Annotated in this window: 20 protein-coding genes; 10 read left to right on the forward strand and 10 right to left on the reverse strand. The window is 49.8% G+C overall.

Annotated features, from left to right (window positions below):
• Positions 1–945 carry a zinc ABC transporter substrate-binding protein ZnuA gene (gene znuA, locus OGV65_RS06395; protein ID WP_019076521.1) on the reverse strand — a complete coding sequence of 315 codons (945 nt, stop codon included), beginning with the start codon at positions 943–945 and terminating at the stop codon, positions 1–3.
• A gap of 78 nt (positions 946–1,023) precedes the next feature.
• Here znuA and znuC point away from each other — a divergent pair, with 78 nt between their 5' ends.
• The 5 genes from znuC to roxA all read left to right on the forward strand — a co-directional run bounded on the left by znuC (position 1,024) and on the right by roxA (position 6,063).
• Positions 1,024–1,779: a zinc ABC transporter ATP-binding protein ZnuC gene (znuC, locus tag OGV65_RS06400; RefSeq protein WP_016152761.1), complete on the forward strand. Its 756-nt coding sequence runs from the start codon at positions 1,024–1,026 to the stop codon at positions 1,777–1,779.
• Positions 1,776–2,561: a zinc ABC transporter permease subunit ZnuB gene (gene znuB, locus OGV65_RS06405; protein ID WP_016152760.1), complete on the forward strand. Its 786-nt coding sequence runs from the start codon at positions 1,776–1,778 to the stop codon at positions 2,559–2,561. Before znuC ends, znuB begins: the two co-directional genes overlap by 4 nt.
• A 153-nt stretch (positions 2,562–2,714) precedes the next feature.
• Positions 2,715–3,386 (forward strand): two-component system response regulator PhoP, encoded by a 672-nt coding sequence (gene phoP / locus OGV65_RS06410; RefSeq protein WP_003846709.1) that lies wholly within the window; start codon positions 2,715–2,717, stop codon positions 3,384–3,386.
• A complete protein-coding gene (phoQ, locus tag OGV65_RS06415; RefSeq protein WP_016152698.1) occupies positions 3,386–4,849 on the forward strand; it encodes a two-component system sensor histidine kinase PhoQ in 1,464 nt (487 codons plus the stop codon). The genes phoP and phoQ overlap by 1 nt, the downstream gene beginning before the upstream one ends.
• Before the next feature lie 92 nt (positions 4,850–4,941).
• Positions 4,942–6,063, forward strand: coding sequence for a [50S ribosomal protein L16]-arginine 3-hydroxylase (gene roxA / locus OGV65_RS06420; protein WP_016152697.1), 1,122 nt, complete (start codon positions 4,942–4,944; stop codon positions 6,061–6,063).
• A 104-nt stretch (positions 6,064–6,167) separates the two neighbouring features.
• On the opposite strand, the gene pepT is transcribed toward roxA, so the two are convergent.
• Positions 6,168–7,394 carry a peptidase T gene (gene pepT / locus OGV65_RS06425; protein ID WP_016152696.1) on the reverse strand — a complete coding sequence of 409 codons (1,227 nt, stop codon included), beginning with the start codon at positions 7,392–7,394 and terminating at the stop codon, positions 6,168–6,170.
• A gap of 250 nt (positions 7,395–7,644) precedes the next feature.
• Here pepT and potA point away from each other — a divergent pair, with 250 nt between their 5' ends.
• Together potA and potB are read left to right on the forward strand one after the other, a co-directional pair.
• Entirely contained in the window at positions 7,645–8,781 is a 1,137-nt protein-coding gene (gene potA / locus OGV65_RS06430) for a spermidine/putrescine ABC transporter ATP-binding protein PotA (RefSeq protein WP_047501985.1), read from the forward strand.
• The gene (gene potB, locus OGV65_RS06435) at positions 8,765–9,628 is read left to right on the forward strand and encodes a spermidine/putrescine ABC transporter permease PotB (protein ID WP_286454755.1); all 864 of its coding nucleotides are present in this window, start codon (positions 8,765–8,767) and stop codon (positions 9,626–9,628) included. The genes potA and potB overlap by 17 nt, the downstream gene beginning before the upstream one ends.
• A 150-nt stretch (positions 9,629–9,778) precedes the next feature.
• Here the strand turns inward: potB and OGV65_RS06440 are convergent, their stop codons facing one another.
• Together OGV65_RS06440 and OGV65_RS06445 are read right to left on the reverse strand one after the other, a co-directional pair.
• Positions 9,779–10,057 carry a hypothetical protein gene (locus OGV65_RS06440; RefSeq protein WP_227021707.1) on the reverse strand — a complete coding sequence of 93 codons (279 nt, stop codon included), beginning with the start codon at positions 10,055–10,057 and terminating at the stop codon, positions 9,779–9,781.
• 73 nt (positions 10,058–10,130) lie between these two features.
• Entirely contained in the window at positions 10,131–10,307 is a 177-nt protein-coding gene (locus OGV65_RS06445) for a YnfU family zinc-binding protein (RefSeq protein WP_213083733.1), read from the reverse strand.
• Positions 10,308–10,460: 153 nt separating this feature from the next.
• Here OGV65_RS06445 and OGV65_RS06450 point away from each other — a divergent pair, with 153 nt between their 5' ends.
• Positions 10,461–10,694, forward strand: coding sequence for a YnaE/YdfK family cold shock protein (locus OGV65_RS06450; RefSeq protein ID WP_029139493.1), 234 nt, complete (start codon positions 10,461–10,463; stop codon positions 10,692–10,694).
• A 19-nt stretch (positions 10,695–10,713) separates the two neighbouring features.
• Here the strand turns inward: OGV65_RS06450 and OGV65_RS06455 are convergent, their stop codons facing one another.
• On the reverse strand, positions 10,714–19,296 hold the full coding sequence (locus OGV65_RS06455) for a GH36-type glycosyl hydrolase domain-containing protein (protein WP_286454756.1): 8,583 nt from the start codon (positions 19,294–19,296) through the stop codon (positions 10,714–10,716).
• A gap of 156 nt (positions 19,297–19,452) precedes the next feature.
• On the reverse strand, positions 19,453–19,617 hold the full coding sequence (locus OGV65_RS06460) for a YnfU family zinc-binding protein (protein ID WP_175299807.1): 165 nt from the start codon (positions 19,615–19,617) through the stop codon (positions 19,453–19,455).
• 318 nt (positions 19,618–19,935) lie between these two features.
• Between OGV65_RS06460 and OGV65_RS25410 the strand changes: the two genes are divergently transcribed.
• Positions 19,936–20,052 carry a YnaM/YnfT family protein gene (locus OGV65_RS25410; protein ID WP_350185928.1) on the forward strand — a complete coding sequence of 39 codons (117 nt, stop codon included), beginning with the start codon at positions 19,936–19,938 and terminating at the stop codon, positions 20,050–20,052.
• Between the two features lie 262 nt (positions 20,053–20,314).
• Here the strand turns inward: OGV65_RS25410 and OGV65_RS06465 are convergent, their stop codons facing one another.
• The 4 genes from OGV65_RS06465 to cspG all read right to left on the reverse strand — a co-directional run bounded on the left by OGV65_RS06465 (position 20,315) and on the right by cspG (position 21,410).
• The gene (locus tag OGV65_RS06465; RefSeq protein ID WP_016152691.1) at positions 20,315–20,488 is read right to left on the reverse strand and encodes a GnsA/GnsB family addiction module toxin; all 174 of its coding nucleotides are present in this window, start codon (positions 20,486–20,488) and stop codon (positions 20,315–20,317) included.
• A gap of 206 nt (positions 20,489–20,694) precedes the next feature.
• The gene (locus tag OGV65_RS06470; RefSeq protein ID WP_019076503.1) at positions 20,695–20,925 is read right to left on the reverse strand and encodes a hypothetical protein; all 231 of its coding nucleotides are present in this window, start codon (positions 20,923–20,925) and stop codon (positions 20,695–20,697) included.
• Positions 20,926–20,998: 73 nt separating this feature from the next.
• Positions 20,999–21,187 carry a cold shock small protein YmcF gene (ymcF, locus tag OGV65_RS06475; RefSeq protein ID WP_286454808.1) on the reverse strand — a complete coding sequence of 63 codons (189 nt, stop codon included), beginning with the start codon at positions 21,185–21,187 and terminating at the stop codon, positions 20,999–21,001.
• Between the two features lie 10 nt (positions 21,188–21,197).
• Complete coding sequence (gene cspG, locus OGV65_RS06480) at positions 21,198–21,410, reverse strand: cold shock protein CspG (protein WP_016152690.1); 213 nt, start codon at positions 21,408–21,410, stop codon at positions 21,198–21,200.
• A gap of 1,301 nt (positions 21,411–22,711) precedes the next feature.
• Between cspG and OGV65_RS06485 the strand changes: the two genes are divergently transcribed.
• On the forward strand, positions 22,712–23,803 hold the full coding sequence (locus OGV65_RS06485) for an FUSC family protein (protein WP_200051658.1): 1,092 nt from the start codon (positions 22,712–22,714) through the stop codon (positions 23,801–23,803).
• The last annotated feature ends 379 nt before the right edge of the window (positions 23,804–24,182 follow it).

Below are 24,182 nucleotides of genomic sequence, written 5' to 3' on the forward strand. Positions count from 1 at the left end.
TTAATCTCCTTTCAGGCAGCTCGCATACTGGTTGGCTAATTGGTTCAAAAACGCTGAATAGCTTGTTTTACCCAGTTTGATATTCGTTCCGAGCGGATCCAACGTTCCCATTCGAACGGATGTCCCTCTCGCGACGGCTTCAACGACCGCTGGCCTGAACTGTGGCTCAGCAAAAACGCAGGTTGCTTTTTGCTCAACCAACTGTGTTCTTATTTCATGTAAACGCTGCGCACCAGGTTGAATCTCAGGGTTCACGGTAAAGTGACCAAGCGGTGTTAGTCCGTAGTGTTTTTCGTAGTAGCCATAGGCGTCATGAAAAACGAAGTAACCTTTTCCCTTGAGCGGCGCGAGCTCGTTACCTACCTGCTTATCGGTTGCGGCTAATTGTGCCTCAAAATCCTTCAGGTTGGCGTCAAGTTTGGCTCGACTTTGCGGCATAAGTTCCACTAATTTTTCATGGATTGCAACCGCTGAGGCCCGTGCTATCTCTGGGGAAAGCCAAAGATGCATGTTGTAATCGCCGTGATGGTGATGCTCGTCACTTTTTTCACTGCCGGCATCATTATGTCCATGATCGTCATCATCGTCGTCAGCACCTTTCATGAGTAACGGTTTCACGTCATTGAGCTGCGCAATCGTTACCTGTTTTGCGTTAGGAATATTCTTGACTGATTTTTCCATAAACGCTTCCATCTCAGGTCCAATCCAAACGACTAAGTCCGCGCCCTGTAAGCGTTTTACGTCTGAAGGACGCAATGAGTAATCGTGTTCGGAAGCCCCGTCAGGCAGCAGAACCTGGGTGTCAGTAACCCCGTCAGCAATGGCTGAAGCGATAAACCCCAGTGGCTTAAGAGAAGCCACGACAGCGGCATTTGCCGACTGTGTTGCACTACCCCAAAGAGCAGCGGATAATGCTGCGAAAAGAAGCGTATTTTTATGTAACATAATGCGACCAATCATCGTAATGAATGTGAGAATTGTGATATTATAACATTCTATAACTTCTGCAAGACTAAAATTGATATGACGACTTTGGTTTCACTGGAAAATGTCTCGGTCTCTTATGGTCAACGCCGCGTCCTCTCTGACGTATCGCTTGAACTTCGACCCGGTAAAATATTGACGCTTCTCGGTCCAAATGGTGCCGGGAAATCTACGCTGGTGCGCGTTGTATTAGGGCTGGTAGAGGCTGATGAGGGAGTTATCAAGCGTAATGGTCGATTGCGGATTGGCTATGTGCCGCAAAAACTGTACCTCGATACGACGCTTCCGCTGACGGTAAGTCGGTTTATGCGCCTACGTCCCGGCACCAAAAAAGAAGATATCCTTCCGGCACTGAAGCGTGTTCAGGCCGGACATCTGATGAATGCGCCGATGCAAAAACTCTCTGGCGGGGAGACACAACGCGTCCTGTTGGCCCGTGCTTTATTGAATAAACCTCAGCTACTGGTGCTTGATGAGCCAACCCAGGGCGTGGATGTCAATGGGCAGGTCGCACTGTACGATCTTATCGACCAGTTGCGACGTGAACTGGATTGCGCCGTACTGATGGTTTCTCATGACCTGCATCTGGTGATGGCAAAAACCGATGAGGTACTGTGCCTGAACCATCATATTTGTTGTTCTGGTGCGCCGGAAGTGGTTTCCATGCACCCGGAATTCATCTCAATGTTCGGACAACGCGGTGCCGAACAACTCGGAATTTACCGTCATAATCATAATCACCGCCACGATTTACAGGGTCGTATCGTCTTACGCCGGGGAAATGGTCACTCATGATTGAATTGTTATTACCCGGTTGGTTAGCCGGGATCATGCTGGCCTGTGCCGCTGGCCCGCTCGGCTCGTTTGTGGTCTGGCGTAGAATGTCTTATTTCGGTGATACGCTGGCCCACGCTTCGCTACTGGGGGTCGCCTTTGGCCTGCTGCTGGATGTAAACCCTTTCTATGCGGTCATCGTCGTCACCTTATTGCTGGCAGGCGGTCTGGTATGGCTGGAAAAGCGCCCTCACCTTGCGATCGATACTTTATTGGGCATTATGGCCCACAGCGCGCTGTCATTAGGGCTGGTTGTCGTCAGCCTGATGTCCAATATCCGTGTGGATCTGATGGCCTATCTGTTTGGTGATTTGCTCGCCGTGACGCCAGAAGATCTTATCTCCATCGCCATTGGGGTGGTTATCGTTCTGGCGATTTTGTTCTGGCAGTGGCGCAACCTGCTGTCGATGACCATCAGTCCGGATCTGGCATTTGTGGATGGCGTGAAGCTGCAACGCGTTAAGCTACTGCTGATGCTGGTCACAGCATTAACTATTGGCGTGGCGATGAAATTTGTCGGGGCGTTAATTATCACCTCGCTGCTTATTATCCCTGCGGCAACCGCCCGTCGCTTTGCCCGTACGCCAGAACAGATGGCAGGGGTTGCCGTTGGTGTGGGAATGATAGCGGTTACAGGCGGGCTGACCTTCTCGGCCTTCTATGACACCCCGGCAGGTCCTTCCGTGGTGCTGTGTGCTGCGCTGCTGTTTATCTTCAGCATGATGAAAAAACAGGCGAGCTAATGCGTATTTTAGCCGGATGGAGGCTATCGCCTTATCCGGCTTTTTATTTCATGAACGAAATGACTCCCTTCCCGCGGTTTATTAAATGTTTATCCCCACAGCCACATAATCAGCGTTAAACTATTTATACCGTTATTTTAGGGAGAAACGATGATGCGCGTACTGGTTGTCGAGGATAATGCTTTATTACGCCACCACCTCAAGGTTCAGTTACAGGATTTAGGGCATCAGGTGGATGATGCAGAAGATGCGAAGGAAGCGGACTATTATCTGAATGAACATCTGCCGGATATCGCGATCGTTGATTTAGGACTCCCCGATGAAGACGGTTTGTCATTGATCCGCCGTTGGCGCAGCAATGAGGTTTCGTTGCCGATTCTGGTGTTAACCGCGCGTGAAGGCTGGCAAGACAAGGTGGAAGTACTCAGCGCCGGAGCCGACGATTACGTCACAAAACCGTTTCATATCGAAGAGGTGGCTGCGCGCATGCAGGCACTGATGCGTCGCAACAGCGGTCTGGCATCGCAGATTATTTCTCTTCCTCCTTTCCAGGTGGACCTCTCTCGACGCGAGTTATCCGTCAATGATGAAGTTATCAAGCTCACGGCGTTCGAATACACCATTATGGAAACACTTATCCGTAACAACGGCAAAGTGGTCAGTAAAGATTCGCTCATGTTACAGCTTTACCCGGATGCCGAGCTGCGTGAAAGCCACACCATTGATGTTCTGATGGGGCGTCTGCGTAAAAAAATACAGGCGCAATACCCAGATGATGTCATCACCACCGTGCGTGGCCAGGGATATCTTTTTGAACTGCGCTAATGAATAAATTATTGCGTCATTTTTTCCCGTTATCACTGCGGTTGCGCTTTTTACTGGCAACCGCGGGCGTGGTATTGGTGCTTTCGCTGGCCTACGGCATGGTTGCCCTGGTGGGCTACAGCGTCAGCTTTGATAAAACAACGTTCCGCCTGCTGCGGGGTGAAAGTAACCTGTTCTATACCCTGGCAAAATGGGAGAACGGTAAGATAAACGTCGAGCTGCCTGAGAATCTCGATATGCAAAGCCCAACAATGTCGCTGATCTATAACGAAGACGGTGAGTTGTTGTGGGCGCAGCGCAATGTTCCCTGGCTGACGCACAGTATCCAACCGGAATGGCTAAAAGCGAACGGTTTTCATGAGATTGAAGCCAATGTAGATGCCACCAGCACCTTACTGGGCGAAGATCACTCCGCTCAGCAGCAGCTAAAAGAAGTCAGAGAAGATGACGACGATGCCGAAATGACCCACTCGGTCGCCGTGAACGTCTACCCCGCCACTGCCAGAATGCCACAGTTGACCATTGTGGTTGTCGATACCATTCCTATTGAGCTAAAGCGCTCGTATATGGTCTGGAGTTGGTTTATTTATGTGCTGGTCGCCAATCTGTTGCTGGTCATTCCGCTGTTATGGGTAGCCGCCTGGTGGAGTCTGCGGCCTATCGAATCGCTGGCGCGTGAAGTCCGTGAGCTTGAGGAACATCATCGAGAGATGCTAAACCCCGCCACCACGCGCGAACTGACCAGCCTGGTCCGCAATCTTAATCGACTTTTAAAAAGCGAACGCGAGCGCTACGACAAATACCGTACGACGTTAACAGACCTCACCCATAGCCTGAAAACACCGCTGGCGGTATTACAGAGTACGCTCCGCTCGATGCGTAATGAAAAAATGAACGTAAGCGACGCGGAACCCATCATGCTGGAACAAATCAGCCGTATTTCCCAGCAGATTGGCTATTACCTGCATCGCGCCAGCATGCGTGGCAGCAGCGTGCTGCTTAGCCGCGAACTGCATCCGGTCGCGCCGTTGCTGGATAAACTCACCTCGGCGCTAAATAAGGTGTATCAGCGTAAAGGCGTCAACATAAATCTCGATATCTCACCCGAAATCAGTTTTGTGGGCGAACAGAACGATTTTGTCGAAGTGATGGGCAACGTGCTGGATAACGCATGTAAATATTGTCTGGAGTTTGTCGAGATTTCAGCGCATTTGTCCGAGGATCAGCTACACATTCTGGTTGAAGATGATGGTCCTGGTATTCCGCAAAGCAAACGGGAAGTGGTGTTTGACCGTGGACAGCGTGTCGATACGCTACGACCAGGGCAAGGCGTTGGACTGGCGGTGGCGCGAGAAATCACCGAACAGTATGACGGGCAGATTATTGCAGGCGATAGCCTGCTGGGTGGCGCGCGCATGGAAGTTATTTTTGGCCGCCAGCAGCCGGGGCAGATAGACGAGTAATCGCCGCATGTAATAAATATGTACTGATTTCCCGCTTGCGGTTAAGTATCCGTTATAATCGGTTGCAGATACCAGCCTGCGGGATGCTCATTATGGAATACCAACTCACACTTAACTGGCCCGATTTTCTTGAACGCCACTGGCAGAAACGCCCGGTGGTCTTAAAACGCGGGTTTAACAACTTTATTGATCCACTCTCTCCTGACGAACTGGCTGGACTGGCAATGGAAAGCGAAGTCGACAGTCGACTCGTCAGCCACCAGGACGGTAAATGGCAGGTTAGCCACGGTCCGTTCGAAAGCTATGATCATCTCGGCGAGAACAACTGGTCGCTGCTGGTACAGGCGGTCAATCACTGGCATGAGCCAACCGCCGCGCTGATGCGCCCGTTTCGCGAACTGCCGGACTGGCGGATTGACGATCTGATGATCTCCTTCTCCGTACCCGGTGGCGGCGTTGGCCCACATCTTGATCAGTACGATGTGTTTATCATTCAGGGAACCGGGCGACGTCGCTGGCGCGTGGGCGAAAAACTGCAGTTGAAGCAGCACTGCCCTCACCCGGACCTGCTGCAGGTCGCCCCGTTTGAAGCCATCATCGATGAAGAGCTGGAACCCGGCGATATCCTGTACATTCCACCAGGATTCCCGCACGAAGGCTATGCGCTGGAAAACGCCATGAACTATTCGGTCGGTTTCCGCGCGCCGAATACTCGCGAACTGATCAGCGGCTTCGCCGATTACGTTTTGCAACGTGAGCTGGGCAGCACGTATTACAGCGATCCTGACCTGCCGCCGCGCGATCATCCGGCTGACGTTCTGCCGCAGGAAATGGACAAGCTGCGTGAAATGATGCTTGGACTGATTAATCAGCCGGAACATTTCCAGCAGTGGTTTGGCGAGTTTATATCTCAGTCTCGTCATGAGCTGGATATTGCTCCACCGGAGCCGCCGTATCAGCCAGACGAAATTTACGATGCCCTGAAGCAAGGGGATGTGTTAGTGCGTCTGGGCGGATTGCGCGTATTGCGTATCGGCGATGACGTCTACGCCAACGGTGAGAAAATTGATTCACCGCATCGCCCTGCCCTGGAAGCGCTTGCCAGCCATATTGTTCTGACAGCCGAGAACTTTGAGGATGCGCTGGAAGATCCGTCTTTCCTTGCCATGCTTGCCGCACTGGTTAACAGCGGATACTGGTTCTTCGAAGGATAATACGAACGGTGCCTGATGCGACGCTAGCGCGTCCTATCAGGCCTTCTGGAGTGAAATACTGTAGGCCGGATAAGCGAAGCGCTATCCGGCATCTATCGATAAATTTACTGCTGCTTTGCGGTTAACTCCGCAATACGTACAATCACCCGCACCGCTTTTTCCATTCCTTCCAGAGTTACAAACTCATGTTTACCATGATAGTTGTAGCCTCCGGTGAACAGATTCGGACACGGTAATCCCATAAACGACAGCTGCGCGCCGTCGGTGCCGCCACGAATAGGCTTCAGCACCGGCTCAATATCGCAATCGCGCATCGCCTTCTGAGCGATATCCAGCACGTGCGGATGCTCAATCACTTTTTCGCGCATATTGTAGTAGCTGTCTTCAATCACCAGTTCGATATAGCAATCCGGGTGTAACCCTTTACCGACCTTTTTGGCGATCTCCATGATCTTGCGTTTGCGCGCTTCAAACTGCTTGCGGTCAAAATCACGGATGATGTAGTGCATATCCGCCCGATCGACCGTCCCTTTCATGCTCGCCAGATGATAAAAACCTTCGTAGCCTTCCGTCGTTTCCGGGCTTTCGTCTGCCGGAACCTCAGCATGAATACGAGCAGCCAGCGACAGCGCATTCACCATCACCCCTTTTGCGGTACCGGGATGGACATTGTTGCCGACAATTTTGATATTAACCGACGCGGCGTTGAAGTTTTCAAATTCCAGCTCTCCCACGCCACCGCCGTCAACGGTATAGGCCCACTGCGCATCAAATGCCGCAACGTCAAAATGCTTCGCCCCTTTACCAACCTCTTCGTCCGGCGTAAAGGCCACGCGGATATCACCGTGCGGAATATCTTTTTGGATGAGCACCGCCAGCGCGGTCATGATTTCCGCCACGCCTGCTTTATCATCCGCGCCCAGCAGCGTTTTACCGTCTGTAGTGATCAGCGTCTGACCCAGAAGTTGATGCAGCACCGGGAACATCACCGGCGACAGAACTTCATCACCAATGCCTAACGCAATATCGCCGCCGCGATAGTTTTCAACGATTTGCGGATTAACGTTTTTACCGCTGAAATCCGGTGAGGTATCCACATGGGAAATAAAGCCGATCGCGGGAATATTGCCAGCAACGTTAGCGGGCAACGTGGCCATCAGCGTCCCCTTCTCGCTCAGTGAAATGTTAACCAGCCCCATCTCTTCGAGCTGTTGTTTGAGCAGTTGTAATAACTTCCACTGTCCTTCGGTGCTGGGTACCTGCCGCACGCCCGATTTTGATTGGGTGTCCAGCGACACGTAGTGTAAAAAACGCTCAAGTAGTTTATCCATGCAGTCACCCTCACTTTTTGTGACAACATTATCAATAAGCAACAAAAGACAAATATTGCGTCAGGTCACTTTTATCCCCGCAAGTGAGAATATTTCGCCCTGACATCCCCTCTGAATATAGGGCTAAGTCAGTAATTCGCAACAAGGATTGGCGATTACCATGGTTTGCCGTAGAATAACGGCCCTCATTAAGAGTCATCAAGGTGGTTAACCACGAACCCCGCAGCGGTCAGCCATCCGTTGCGTTTACATGGGACAGAGTAAAAAATTGAATAAACAACCGCGTTCGCTTTCTCCACTGGTGCAATTAGCGGGAATTCGCAAAAGTTTCGATGGCAAAGAGGTGATTTCCAGCCTGGATTTGACCATCAATAATGGCGAGTTTCTCACGCTGCTTGGCCCCTCTGGCTGCGGTAAAACAACCGTTCTTCGCCTGATTGCCGGTCTGGAAACGGTTGATTCCGGTCATATCATGTTGGACAACCAGGACATCACTCACGTTCCTGCGGAAAACCGCTACGTGAACACCGTCTTCCAAAGCTATGCGTTATTTCCCCACATGTCCGTATTTGAGAATGTGGCCTTTGGCTTACGCATGCAAAAAACGCCCGCAGCCGACATTACCCCGCGCGTTACCGAAGCTCTGCGCATGGTGCAGCTGGAAGAGTTCGCCCAGCGAAAACCGCATCAACTCTCCGGTGGACAGCAGCAGCGCGTGGCGATTGCCCGAGCGGTGGTCAATAAACCCCGTTTACTCCTGTTAGACGAATCTCTCTCTGCGCTGGACTACAAACTGCGCAAGCAGATGCAGAACGAACTGAAAGCGCTGCAACGTAAGCTTGGTATCACCTTTGTCTTTGTCACTCACGATCAGGAAGAGGCGCTGACCATGTCAGACCGTATCGTGGTGATGCGCGATGGCAAGATTGAGCAGGACGGTACGCCGCGCGAAATCTACGAAGAGCCGAAAAATCTGTTCGTCGCCGGGTTTATCGGTGAGATCAATATGTTTAACGCGACGGTGATAGAACGTCTGGACGAACAGCGCGTTCGTGCTAACGTTGAAGGTCGCGAGTGCAATATTTATGTCAACTTCGCGGTGATTCCCGGGCAGAAGCTGCACGTCCTGTTACGCCCTGAAGATCTGCGCGTTGATGAAATCAACGACGACAATCATATCGAAGGCCTGATCGGCTACGTGCGTGAACGCAACTACAAGGGCATGACGCTGGAGTCGGTTGTGGAACTGGAAAATGGCAAGATGGTGATGGTCAGTGAATTCTTCAACGAAGACGATCCTGACTTTGACCACTCTCTCGACCAGAAAATGGCGATTAACTGGGTAGAAAGCTGGGAGGTCGTACTGGCTGATGAAGAACACAAGTAAATTCCAGAGTGTGGTGATCGTCACCATTGTCGGTTGGCTTGTGTTATTTGTCTTTCTGCCCAACCTGATGATCATCGGCACCAGCTTTTTGACCCGCGACGACGCCAATTTCGTCAAAATGGTCTTTACGCTGGAAAACTATACACGCCTGCTCGATCCGCTCTATTTTGAGGTACTGGTTCACTCCCTCAATATGGCGCTGATTGCCACGCTCGCCTGTCTGGTGCTCGGCTATCCGTTTGCCTGGTTTTTGGTGAAACTGCCGGAAAAAGTGCGTCCATTGCTGCTGTTCCTGCTGATTGTTCCGTTCTGGACCAACTCGCTTATTCGCATCTACGGACTCAAAATATTCCTCAGTACCAAGGGCTACCTCAACGAATTTCTGTTGTGGATCGGCGTTATCGATACCCCCATTCGCATCATGTTTACCCCCAGCGCGGTGATTATCGGCCTGGTGTACATCCTGCTGCCGTTTATGGTGATGCCGCTCTATTCCAGCATTGAAAAGCTCGATAAACCGCTGCTGGAAGCCGCGCGCGATTTGGGCGCCAGTAAACTTCAGACCTTCACCCGCATCATTATTCCGTTAACGATGCCGGGAATTATCGCCGGATGCCTGCTGGTTATGCTGCCCGCAATGGGGCTGTTTTACGTTTCCGACTTAATGGGCGGGGCGAAAAACCTGCTGATTGGCAACGTGATTAAAGTTCAGTTCCTGAACATCCGCGATTGGCCGTTCGGTGCTGCCACCAGCATTACGCTGACCATCGTCATGGGTCTGATGCTGCTGATCTACTGGCGCGCCTCCCGCTTGCTGAACAAGAAGGTTAGCGACATTGATAGTTAACCGCTATTACTCAAAAAGTTAAAATGATCATGGCATGCAGTTTACCCTCAAGTAAACTGCATGCCAGGTCAGGAACGGGGATAAGATTTGTAAAATCAGAAAGGAATTGTAAACCCGCCAAAATATGCCGTCATGATACGCATGAATTTATTATCGATATTCAAGAAATTGTCTTCTGGATTCATCATCTTCAAGGTACTCAAATGAGAGAAGGCGAATTTTGGTAAGGTTATAAAACCACTCGCAATCGTTTCGTTGAATAATTTCGCCAGGCTTGAAACATATTCCTGATGCTTCCCGGATAATCGCATATTTACCATTATTAAACCTGGCCCTGTGGATACAGAAAGATTGACCAACCTGCCCATGACAGCTGTTCGAAAGGATATGTCCTTCAATAAAAATAGATTTTTTAGATTTCATCATCATATCCTCTCAAACTACAGTACAGGAGCAATATTGTCATTTCCCAACATCACTCACGTTAGGTGGCAGAAGCCGATCAGCCGCCGATACACCAGCATTCTGATGGTCTGAACAACAGCCCGCAGGCAGGGCACTCCAGAACCGCATCTTTTCTTAGTTTACCTGCTTTCTGATCGGCTCTGTATGCGCATACCGGGCAGGCAACATGCACCGGTCTTTCTTTAAAGTGCCTGAGTCCTTTTGTATAAGACATAAATAATTCTCTGAGGAACACAGTAATTATTATACGCCTTAATATAAAAATAACTGGCTTAAGTTATGTTAATTTATAATTAAATCAGGAGATCAGATATTGAAAATTAAACGTCTGATTTATGATATAATACCCTTCCGTGAGAAATTTATCATGAAATCAGAAGACACCCTTGACTGGTACCCGGCCCAGTTGCCACCAGTGAAAATTATTCTTGGCGAAGCCGTGCTGGCAGTCGGCAAACAGGGCCGACCTATTAATACCCGAACTTTGCTGGAATACCTTCAGGTCATGCAGGACAAGCAAAAAAAACGAGATGACAAAATCGCCATGCAGACAGCGATTGAGGTTCTCAGGGATAATCAGCGCATTAACGGCAGACGTTAATGCGCGTCCGGACTCAGTATCAGTTCTGAATAATCTCAACCGTATGGTTTTGTCCATCATCCCGCAGCGGTATTCTGTCATCAGGGAGGAGAGCACCATCCAGTGTAACGCGATATTCTGCATCGCCGCGTGAGACACTAATCTGATAATGGCTTTCGCCATATTGATAAGCCATAGAAAAAGACGGCCACCCATCCGGCAACCGGGCATGAACCGTCAGGTCAGCACCGGAACGTTTTATCCCCAGTAATTCCTCGGTAAGTAAACGCCAGGCCCAGCCTGATGAACCGGTATACCAGCTCCATCCGGCACGTCCGATATGGGGAGCGACGCTGTAAACATCAGCGCTCATGACATAAGGCTCGGCTTTATAGATCCCGACGGAGTTCACATTCAGAGTATGATTTATCGGGCTGAGCATGGACCAGAGTTGCCAGGCACGTTCGGCATTCCCCATTCGGGCAAATGCCATCACAGCCCAGATAGCGCCATGTGTATACTGCCCTCCGTTTTCCCGCACACCAGGCAGGTAGCCCTGTATGTACCCCGGATTTGGACCGTGCCCATCGAAAGGCGGTGTTAATAGTTTTATCAGTCCCCCCTCGCTATCCACAAGGTGCTTATCCAGCGCCTGCATGGCCTTTGCGCACCGTCCCGGGCTAGCGGCCCCGGACAATACTGACCAGCTCTGGGCAATCGCATCAATCCGGCAATCCTGTGATGCTTTCGACCCCAGGGGAGTACCATCGTCAAAATATCCACGCCGGTACCATTCGCCATCCCAGGCGTGGACTTCGAGATTACTTTGCAGGCGCACAGCCTGTGAACGGCACATTGAGGCGACACTTTCATCCAGCCTGCGATCAGCCAGCGCCGCAAACCGCTGCAAAATGTCGAACAGGAAGAAGCCCAGCCAGACGCTTTCACCCTTGCCGTCGATCCCCACCCGGTTCATGCCGTCATTCCAGTCACCCGCCCCCATCAGCGGCAGACCATGCTCCCCGAACTGTTGTCCATACTTAATGGCTTTGACGCAGTGTAACCAGAGCGTCTCTTCGGTACCGCTGATCACCGGCGTATCATAGGCAGACTCTTCACCAGGCTGAAGCGGACGTCCCTCCAGATAAGGAATACGTGTTTCCAGTACATCCATATCCCCCGTCGTTTCAACATAGTGGCAAACGGCAAGCGGAAGCCACAGATAGTCATCGGAACAGCGCGTGCGCACCCCGTTGCCGTGTGGCGGGTGCCACCAGTGCTGTACATCACCCTCAATAAATTGCCGTGATGCACACAGGATTATCTGTTCTCGCATCCGGTTCGGATCAGCATGGCTCAGCGCCAGCGTATCCTGCAGTTGATCGCGAAAACCAAATGCGCCGCCGGACTGGTAGTAACCGCTGCGAGCCATCAGGCGGCAGGCTACCGTCTGGTACAATAGCCAGCCATTCACCAGTAAATTTACCGATGTGTCGGGGGTGTTAACCACGATTTTATCGAGCACATTGTGCCAGTGGTTGTGAACCCGGTTCAGCTCCTCGCGGACCGTCTCCTCATTCATATAACGGGCAAGCGTCTCCTGAGCTCGAATATGATTCTCCTCTGCGCCGAGGATAAAAATAAACGTCCTCTGATCCCCATCAATTAAGGTAACCGCCGATTGTACTGCCCCGCAGGGATCCAGACCGGCGCCCGTTTTACCTGAAAGCCTGCGTAGCTTCATGACCGACGGGGCGTGCAGAGAACCATTACGACCGATAAATTCCCGGCGGTCCCCGGTCAACGAACAGTCATTACCGCTGACGGCAAAAAAGGCAGTACGACCGCTACCGTTATCACCATAAAAATTGTTCGCCAGCACTCCGCAGCCGCCAGGCGGTCTGGCCGCATGTGTCACAATGTGAGGGGCTGAGCGAGTTCGTGTTCCTCCGAGCGTCCACTCCACATAGCCGGTGACGGAAAGTTTGCGTGTCCGCCCCGAAGAGTTACTGAGCGTCAGGAGCGCTAGCTTAACTGGTGCCTCTTCGGCAACCAGGACCGTCAGCTCGCTGTCTATACCATTCTCTCGATGGGCAAACACGCTGTAACCGAAACCATGGCGGGTCAGGTAATCACCATGTCCGCGAACAGGTAAAGCCGTCGGTGACCAACACTCACCGCTCTCTTCATCGCGCAGATAAAACGCCTCGCCGCTGCGATCGCTCACCGGCTCGTTCTCCCACGGTGTCAACCGGTATTCATGTGCATTCTCATACCAGGAGTAGGCCTGTCCCGCCTCTGAAATCACAGTGCCAAAACGGGCATTTGCCAGTACGTTTGACCAGGGTGCCGGTGTCTGCGCATCTTCCCGCAGGACAATCTGATATTCCCGACCATCCTGAGAAAATCCACCGTACCCATTGAAATGGCATAACTGACTGATATCGGGACTCCAGTCCGTATGTTGATTACGCTCGCGTACAGCCCGTGGAATGAGTGCTCTGGCCTGAGGTTTAAGGGTGTGAGTACGCTGATTAAGCTGCTCATTAATACTGCCTGTGCGGTCATCAAGATAAAGACAGGCCACGCTCATCAAAAGCAACTTATCCTCAGCAGAGAGATGCTCGCCATTACGAACAAAAATACCGCCCGTTTTGTCCAGCAGGCTGGCTTCAGACCCGGCATAAATTAAGTCCATAATCTGATTTTGTAAGCCCTGCTGGTAGCCGCCGGGACTGTTATTCAGGATAACCAAATCAACATCCAGTCCTTTCTGTCTCCAGTAACGGTGCGCCTGAATCAGTGTGGTCACTGAAGCAATACTTTCCTCGCTGGTAATACTGATCAGCACTATCGGCAGATCGCCTGAAATTGCCCAGCCCCACAGACCGGACTGACCACGCCGGTTGCGGCTGATCGCCTGGCCTTCGGCACGCAGCTCCTGGACAGGGTAAAGCACCGCACTGGCAAGACGATTAAACAAAGTGGCATCATCTTCACTGGCGTTCATCTGGCGTAATACCACCAGACTGTGAGACCAGGCCAGTTCAAAGACGCGATCAGCAATAGGGTAATCGCGGTATTTTTCCAGCAACGCCAGACTCTGCTGGCGGGTCTCGCTGATGCCATAAATGATATCAATCGTGACCGGCTGCCCCGGCTGCAGGGTGATGGCGTGGCGTATTGCCAGGATCGGATCCAGCACTGACCCCGACGTGTTGCTGAGCGCCCCGCCTGCCTTTATTGCCTGGGCATCAGCAGGGTTTCTGCCACGACCAAGAAATTTTGCCCTGTCTGTTTCAAACGAAACGTTATGACGGTTATCGCCATGCACCACCATCATGTGAAACAGGCAGGGACTCGCTTCACCCGGAGAACGCGGGCGCCGGTGGCAAAGAATAGCGTCACGCTCAGGATCCAGTTCCGTCTGAATAAACAGATTGCTAAATGCCGGGTGTGCCAGATCGCTGGCTTCAGGCGCCAGTACTACTTCGGCATAGGTTGTCAGTTCCAGAGAGCGAGGCTGGCGACCACGATGAATCAGTGTGAGCCGTCGCAACTCAATATCATCCTCCGGGGAGATCACAACCTGAGTTTTGACGCTGAGCCCATCGAAAGTGCGTCTGAATTCAGCACTCGCATCGGTGAATATCACTTCCTCGTCATGCCCGCTGGTGTGGGCTGTCGGTTGCCAGGTATTGCTCGACACATTCCCCGTCTGTATATCGCGGATATAGCAGAATGCTCCCCAGTTATCGCGGGTGGTATCACTGCGCCAGCGCGTAAGCGCAATATTATTCCAGCGACTGTAGCCGCCGCCGCCCGTGGTCAACATCAGATGATAATGGTTGTTGGACAGCAGTTGAATATCCGGGGCCGGCGTGTCCACACCATAGAAAATACGGGGTTCATAGCGAACGGGTTTGACCCTGCCCTCATGAGATTCAAAATGACGGCGCGGACTGTACAGATCGACTGCATCCGGCACGCGTTCCTGTAACAGCAGGCTCGCTGATCGGAAGACCGTACTGGACATGAAGCGTTCAGTCATCGGGGCGTCAAGTAGCACATGAGCCAGCGCCTGAAACGCCATGCCCTGGTGATGCGCCATCCAGGACTGAACCACCGCATAGAGCTGACCGGTTGCGAGGCGAGAGGGAGTATAGTCCAGCGCTTCATAAAAACCGTATTCACCATGTGCGCCATTTTTTTGCAGCCTGATCAGGTTCTCACAGGCTTTCTGTGGGGAGACCATCAACGCCAGCAGTGTGGCGTAAGGGGCGACTACCATGTCATCGGCAAGCCCCCTGCGCAGGCCGAGACCCGGCACACCAAATGCCTGATATTGATAATTATGCTGAACATCAAAAGCATGATAACCAGACTCTGAAACGCCCCACGGTACTCCGCGTTCTTTCCCCCAATGAATCTGGCGCATAACCGCCGACTGACTCATTTCATCGAGCAGGCTGCCAGGCCAGGTGGGCATTACCAGATTCGGCATCAGGTATTCAAACATTGACCCGCTCCATGACATCAGGGCGGTTTCATTGTCAATGGTGGTGAACAGTCGCCCCAGCGCGTACCAGCTTTTAAGAGGTAGCTGATTAGTGGCAATGGCAAGAAAGCTGGTCAGGCGGATTTCAGACGGCAGAAGATCGTAGTGGCTCTTGTCAGGCATATTCGTGTCACAGTTATAGCCAACACTGAGCAGACTGGTTGCTTCGCTGTACAGAAAGGCGAAATCCATCCGGGCATGCTCATCCAGCCGTTGTTCAAGTTCAGTGATAATATTGAGTCGCATCCGGGCCTGCTCCGTCGCTGACGCCGGGGGGGTTCCTACACCAGTAAATGTTGCGCGGGCAAGCTCGCACAAAGTCGGCAGCGTCTGTTCGTTCCAGGATGCAGGTAACCAGCCAAGCAGCAGCGACCACTCATGGCAAAGCTGAACCAGTTGATGCTCCAGATGTCCTGCCCAACGCATCTGAAGAGGAGATCCCTGATGGCATAGCGTGTTCAGGTGGTTGCACTGGGTGCGCATATTTATCAGCTCGCTGAAAAATGTCTGCGGAGAGAGCGACACCGCGCTCAGGCAGTGTTTTCGCAGCAACCGCAAGCTGTCAGGCGGGTTCTGACCCCACTGTTTTTCCAGAATATCCAGCGTATCGTTCAGTCCTGCCAGTATCTGTTGGCGGTTTAAAACTGGCTGATGACGCATGGCGGACAGCCCTGCACGCAGGGTCAACAAATGCGCTGCCATGTTGCCGCTGTCGACGCTTGAGATATAGCGTGGACTGAGGGGGGCCAGCGTACGAGTGTCATACCAGTTGTAGAGATGGCCCCGGTAGTGCTCCATTTTATCCATTGTGTCGAGCGTGAGCGACACGCGCCGGAGCACTTCCCCGCCGGGCAGGTAGCCAAAGTCCCATGCCGTCAGGTTAGCCATGAGAGAAAGGCCAATATTGGTAGGAGAAGTTCGATGGGCCACCGTCGGCTGCGGTATTTCCTGGTAATTATCAGGCGGAAGCCAGTTCTCTTTTTCTGTGGCAAAGGTTTCAAAAAACGCCCAGATTTCACGGCTTGTCTGGCGCAACAGCTGTTTTTGTTCCGGATTGGGCGAAAACACCTTACGCGCAGGCTGGCGACTCAGCCAGCTCATCAGCAGCGGTGCCACACACCATAACAAACCGATCGGCAACGCAATCCCCAGCAGTTGTGGAGCAAATTGTCCGGTCAGAATTATCAGCATCACACCACATGCAACATTCAGCCACATCGCCTGATAAAAACGCGCGACAGTGGGGCCGGCCTGATTGCTGTCCTGGCTGTGGCTGACCCACTGGCTGAGGTGACGCCTGCTGATCCCCAATCGCCATAACGTCACGGCGATCGCTTTTAGCGAATATCCGGCTTCGTGCGGCAATATCGCAAAATTAAGGCCGATACCTGACAAACGCTTCAGCGCGCCCGCCCCTACCAGTAACAGATGCGGCTTCAGGCGGCGACGCAGAGGTTTATGCAGCAGGTCATGGGTGATGCAGAGGATGGTTGGCAACAGCCATATCAGCGACAGTACGCCCAGCCAGTAAACCGGATTAGGTACCCCGAGCAGGGTGAAGAACAGCAATACCAGTAATGAGGGGGCGACCAGACTGCGACGCAGATTATCGAGTAATTTCCAGTAAGAAAGCGCAGTCAGCGGATTCCTGGTCCGGGTTCCATCGGCTCTTCTGACACGTGGTTTCAGCCAGTTAAGCAGTTGCCAGTCACCCCGGATCCAGCGTGAACGGCGTGCAACATCCGACAGATAATTATTCGGGTACTGTTCATAGAGTAACACCTCACTCAGCAGACCCGAACGTGCATAGCATCCTTCGAGTAGATCATGGCTGAGAACCAGATTTTCCGGGCAGGTGTTGGCCGTGGCCTGCATAAAAATGTCAACATCGTAAATCCCTTTGCCCACGAACGATCCTTCCCCAAAAAGATCCTGATAGATATCCGAAGACATCATCGAATAGGGATTATTGCCCGGTATGCTGCTGCGCATGGCGGCGTAACGTCCCTGGCCGTTGCGTGGAATCTCCTCCGCAAGACCGGGTTGTAAAATGCCAAATCCTTTGACAACCCTCTGGCGTACCGGATCATACTCTGGCGTATTCAGCGGATGCGCCATCGTCGCGACCAGTTTGTGCGCCGTATCGCGCGGCAGCACCGTATCACTGTCCAGGGTAATGACGTATTTAATGTGGCCCGGTAAAAGGTTAGCAGGCATGTCTGCAACGCTGACGAATTGTGTCCCCGGATGGCGCAACCAGCTGTTCAGTAACGCCAGCTTTCCCCGCTTGCGTTCATAGCCCATCCACGTTCCTTCAGCGGGGTTCCATTCAGGCTGGCGGTGTAGCAGGTAAAAACGCGGGCGGCTGGAGGGATAGCGGCGATTCAGCACCTGCGTATCGGCGATCGCCTGTCTGAGCAGCATCTGGCTTTCCGGCGAGGGTTCATTTACAGAATCAGCGAAATCAGTGAGCAGCGCAAACCTGAGATTTTCGTTTTCATTCCCCAGCCAGCAGACTTCAAGACTGGTGAGGAGTTGGCTGAAACTTGAGTGGCTGGTCAGCATGCAGGGGATGACTAACAGAGTGGCGCTGTCAGGGGGAATGCCGGTTGAGAAATCCATCCGCGGCAAGGGGCGAGGAACGCGAAAACGGGTGGTGGCGTCACTGAGTAGATCGCTCATTAACTGAGTTACAGCGATAATCAGAGGGAATATCACCGCGATCAACAGCCAGTCTGCGCCCTGCATGGCTGTTTCGTGCAAAATTGCCGCGGTCGTTGCGGTTGTCAACAACGCCAGGCTTCCAAGCCATGACAGCAGGGTTATTCTGTTGAAACTGTGCCGCAGGCGCATGAGCCTTGAGGTGTCTGCTAACAGATGAATTTCCAGCGCCTGCCGACCTTCGCCTGCGAGATAATAACCAACATGATGTTCCAGTGTATCGGGAGCACTGTTTCCTGAAAGCGTCAGCACCCTGTCAGCAACTTCAGGCTCGCTGAGACCACTGTCTCTGGCCAGTACCTCAACAACGTGCCGATAATGATCCCGGGTATTGAAGTGCATCCGAGGATAGATACCGGCAGGATCATTGCGTAATGCCTGTTCGACGACACTTATCGTTTCGGCGAAATCAGCCCAATCCGTTTCACTCAGTAATCGCAGACCCGCGATGCTGTTACTGACAGATAGCTGGCTGGCGGCAAGCTGTTGATTGAAATTATGTATGAGAACGTCGGTGGTGATCCCCTGTTCCCGAAGGCACTGATCAACCCAGGTCAGAGGTAACGACAACGCATTGCCATGCCCCTGCAGGCGCCGCACCAGCTCTGCGACAAACGCACTGGTTAACGTAGGTCGGGAGCGTGCCATATCGGCAACCACCATGATTAAATCTCCAGGGGCATTCTCTGCACATCCGAAAATCTTTGTTATCCACATATCAGCCAGCGTTCTGTCCTGCTGCGCTTTGATCACTTCGATACTGATACGACGAAGATTTTCAATCAGCGCCAGGCGCAGCATTCCCGGTAACGCCCAGACTTCACCTAATGTCAGCGGGGTCACCTGTTGATAGGCGGTGAGATAGCTGGTCAGGCTGGCGGCATCCCAGCGCCCGTCACCGTGAGCAATGGCCTCTGATGCAATATTGTAAATTCGTGGGCAATTCAGCGGCGACATCAGCGACGGGAGACCTTTACCAAAGCTTTTCGGCAAGTGCTGGCGGACAGTGCGGATTTGTTCCTCAATCAGATAATAATTGTCCAGCAACCACTCCCCGGCAGGCATGATGCTGGTCTTTTTACCCGCGTTAAGCTCATAACAGCTTTGGGTAATGATGGCCTCATTCTCGCCGAGTCTTTTTAGAAGATAATAAGGATGTTTATCCGGCGATAATTTATGGGTCCGTGCGAGCTTCTGACCGTAGCGTTCCATCTGGGCGGTCGAAAAGAGTTCTGACTGCAGCGTGCTTTCACCGGCAGGATCGTTCGCCGAAAACGTTACGCTTTCGGTAGCATTCATCGGAATATGGGAGCGGTTAAACCACGCCCTGGGGTTCATTTTCATAGCATTGCTCTGATGCAGAGTTAGCATGCAGGAGCAGTTGCGAAATCAGTTCAGAAACGTTCTCTCAGGATGGGCGTAAGGCATCAGGGATTTAACAGCTGCCGGGATTTGACTTAAGTATAGAACACCGGGTTTAGGTGCAACTAAGTGTCAGGGTTATCGTGGTGAAACAAACAGTGTTTTACAGCCAGGACACAGCATTGTCTGCTTAAGGCGAATTTTAGAAATAGATTGGGATGAACGTAAGCCGCAGGCCGGGCAGATGACAGTAGTCGTCGATACGCCGCCGAGGTACTTCATTGCGTAATCGATGAGAGACATGGTGATTACCCTTTCGATGAATGAGATTCACTGTACCACGTTTGGATAAAATTTAACCATTTAATTTATCGTCCTATTCTTTATCCAAAAGGGGGATATCACAGGGTAGATGACGACGTTTGCCAAGATAGATATTTGCAGCCACAGGGGCCGTTGAGACCGTTGACCCGCCACTCTTGGATACGGCTCCCTGCAGCCCGCTCTGGTATACAATGACCCGCTTCGATATTTTTTCCGGGAAATACTATGATATTTACCCTGAACTTTTCCTTTATGCCTTAGTCTAATAATCAAATCCATCTGAAATGAAGAAAATTTATGATTACCAGCCTTTCATTGGTATTTACCGTCATTACCGCTCTGTGCATTATGTTGTTTGCTGCGGTAAAAGTAGGAGTTGGGTTATCTAACAATCCCGACCGAAATGATAATTAACCCATTCGCAGGCTACTACGTCATCCCACTCTCCTCAATGTGATACCCACTGACCACGAAATTTCCGACAAGTGCATTCCCTGCCCTGAGCCAGCAGTAGCCCGATAGCGCGGACTGGCATCGGAAAGGCCCCATTAAAAAGTCAGGCCTTGTCTCTATGATTAAAAATGAAGGTTTTGACAACATCCAAATTTTTTGACAGCAATAAAAAAGCATTACCTTTTAAGATAATGCTTTTCATTCAAGCTGGGTCTTTTAACAATTAGATCAATGTAATTTTAATATCATAGCTTTCAAGCCCAGTCATTTTTTCACGAGCAGTAAACTGGATGTCGGAAACTTCTTTGCCTGTCTTTTTTTTGAGTTCAACAATTTTTTTTGTAATGAATTCAGAAATATCCGCTTCAGTTTTTGTTTTTAACTCTTCGACGTTCATTATTTACCTCTCTTGATCTCTAACGTATCAACGCCAAGTATGTAACATTCCCCGTGGAGCACTTATAACAGCGCTGACATGTTTAAAAGATAGAATGGAAAGACTCAATAATCAAGAGGTTGCAGTACAATCTTCATACAAGAAAAGCGCAAAACATCTGCAAACCACTGGACTACTATCTTGGTCGGTAAAGAAACAATCAGATGTCACTTCAAAAGCTTCGATGCTGCCTCGAGAATCTCTTCGGAACTGACATCGCGATCAGAGGCAACATAAACTATTTTATGGTCTCCTGTCAGAGATGGAAATCCTGCTGACATCACGGACAGGTGTGCTTTTTCCCCATTGGGAAACTCACGCATTATTGAAGTAATTCCCTTCATTACGGATACAACAACTGCCGGTTCTGAGTTAAAAAAAACGATTACTTTTTTCATAATGATACCGTGATGGTTCGTACAGAGATGAACGGTTTAGCATACAAAAAAGGCTCCATAAGGAACCTGAACTTTATTTTCTAAAATCTAACGAAGTCTGACCAGAACGAATGTATAGCGCAACATTGTCAAATGTAATCATTACCGATTTGCAAAAAATACATTTTGCTCCGAAAGGATTTTTTTCAATAACATCAAAGCTCGACGTTCTGTACTGAGATCCGTGGCAACACGGGCATCTGAAGTGAATATGATGTGTAATAACAGTTACCTTATACAACCACGACATTAACTGCTGAGGGGCCTTTAGGTCCCTGTTCAACACTAAACTCAACTTCCTGATTCTCATTCAGTGTCTTGAAATCGTTACTCTGGATAGCAGAAAAGTGGACAAACACATCTTTACTGCCATCTTTAGGGGTGATAAACCCAAAACCTTTTTCAGGATTGAACCATTTAACTAAGCCAGTCATTTTATTAGACATAATTATTACCTTTCTTGAGTAAGCCCTTGGGTAGAATGGTCCGAAAAAAATCATCAGAGAGAAAAGCCAGCAAGGAAATCTCAACAGGAACAAGAAATAAAATTAATACAGCACTTGCTTTAGATAAATTCGTTACAAACCAAGAATTCATTAACGCATGATTAACCAAACATAGCAAGATTTAGTTTTATAGGGAAATCGCACATGATTCTTATCATAAAAATGAATTTAAATAGCTTAAATCGAAAATTATGTCATGCTGCTTAAGACCTTTATCTATCACCCTAAGTTTTCAGGGATTTTGACTCACGGAAGAGTCGTATTTCCTCCATCTCAGGATAATATTTAGCGTCTACCACGAAATTTCCGAGCATGTCAGAGAGGATTACAACGTCAGCTCCGGCTGTTTTGCTTTTGGCGGGAACAGCAAGCTTTGTTGCATCGGTGCGCAGCCGGCAAAGAGTGACAGACAGGATAGAAAAAGCCGCATATGGCTGCCTGGGTTATATTTATCAGTAGATTGATCGCGTCTTAATGCCCGGCTGACACTAAGCTCACCATAACAATGCAAGAATCCTATTGTTGGTGCAAACGCACCGTCATAGCGCATCACTGAAACAATATGAAACAATCAAACAATCAATGCCCATGCTTTTTTGTTTGTTGTTGACATTTAAATCTGCCATTAATTAGGAACTGAATCTGTGGAGGATATTTATGCTCAAACTTTTCCATTACCATTCTCAATACTGGATATTTCTCGCACTTGCACTTTCTGTTTACGTAGTTGCTTTTCGATAACACATGAATAGGTTGTGTACTGCTTCCATCTAATGTAGCCAGAACTTATATTTCATGAGCTTTGGTCCGGGCCTTAGCTCATCAAAGTGCATTGTTATTAATATAATGATACCGTTGCTGATATAAAGCCGTGCACAGACACCATTTGACCTGTTTTGCTTAGCCTTATAACAACCTGTAAAAGAAAACGTTTTAAACATGCTAACCAGTATTTTAGAAGTCCACAACTTTTAAATATCTGTCAAAGTCAACATGTTGAATTTAAGTCAGGGGCCACTCAAGATGTGTAGAACCGCTTACCACCATAATGGCAAATCCACAGATAATGTGGGTATTAAAAAATACCTCTTCTTTCGCTACTGCATTAGCAATTGATTAACAATAACCTATGTCAGGCATCGCCCTCCTTTTTTATAAGTTAAAAAAGTAAGACGAGATTATTTTTTCAGTGTATATCTGAACATTCTTTATAATTCTGTCTATGTTAAAGATTTTAACCAATGAAAAACAATATTTTTTCCATTGAACGGAATAAACCGATAAGTCCTTTAGAACTTAAGATTTACCGCAACTATCGCGTAGTTCATGGGATCCGTATTGCTTTAGCATTTGTTATAACTTTCTTACTGATAAGAATGTTGAATTTACCAGACCACTCCTGGCCCCTGATTACACTGGTTGTGGTCATGGGACCAATTAGTTACATGGGCAATGTGATACCCAGGGCACTTGAACGTATGGCGGGAACTGTAGGGGGTGCGATTTTGGGGATCATCGCATTACACATTGAAATGTACTCTCTCACTATGATGATGCTGTGGTGTGGATGCGCAGCTTTCCTTTGTGGTTTTCTGGCCATGAGTAAACGTCCCTATGCCGCATTATTGATTGGTATCACGCTGGCGGTTGTCAGCAGCGCTCCTGCAGGAGACTTACAAACAGCATTGTGGCGAAGCACCAACATTATTATAGGATGCATTCTGGCGATGTTGTTTACCAGCATTTTTCCCCAAAGAGCATTCATTAACTGGCGTATACAACTTGCTGACTTTCTTTCTGATTATCTAAAAATAACAACTGCGGGAGTCTCCCGAAACGTTCTTGCGCCCCCGAGAATGGCCAAACTTCAAACGCGAGCGCTGAATAATGTAGTAAAAATGCGCAGCCTTATTACACCAGTAAATAAAGAAACAAAGATTGCGAAGAGTCTACTTGAAGATATTCAATCGATAACCCGCGATATGATAGCGGCGCAAAAATTTCAGATAAATGCCCACTGGGCATCTCGTGGCAGTCGATTTCTCATATTGAATACTCATACGCTGTCAGATATGGAACAATTGACCCGTAGCACCCTCAACACCCTCGCACATGCCTTGCATGAAGGAAACCCAACGCCGATAGCATCAAATAGCGAGCATCTTCTCGAAATTACTAAAGAGTTGCATTGTCTTTTACTCGCCAATGAGGGCGAGGAAATCATTGAAAGCGCCGTTCACGGATATGTTTGGTTGAGCATTCAGCTTGCTATCCAACTTGAAGCACTATCAACCTTAATCACAAAAGCGCTTACAGAACCGATTTTTTCCTGATAAATATCAATATTTCTCTTATCTCATCGGCCTTTTGACCGTGCAAGGCATGACTTTTCCGTTCGAGCAAATCAATGATATTCCCTGTCGTAACCCTTTTGCCATTTTCAAGTAGCTGGATAACTGTTTCACCAATTTCCTGGGCCATAATATGGTTTTGTATGATTCTCAATGCGTTGCCCTTTATATGGTTATTAGTAATACCGTTACACATCAGACATGATGTTAATAGCAAAACAAAAAATACAATTCTTTGCCCAACTTACTTGTATGTTGCACGGATAACCCTGAAATGACAAAACCCCGTTAGAACGAGGTTTTTATTCATGGTGTAACCATAGAGGATCAAACCCTCGTCTCCTGCAAGTTCAAAAGTCGC

Origin of the sequence: Citrobacter sp. Cb004, assembly GCF_030337065.1 — a bacterium.
Taxonomy (GTDB): Bacteria; Pseudomonadota; Gammaproteobacteria; order Enterobacterales; family Enterobacteriaceae; genus Citrobacter; species Citrobacter braakii.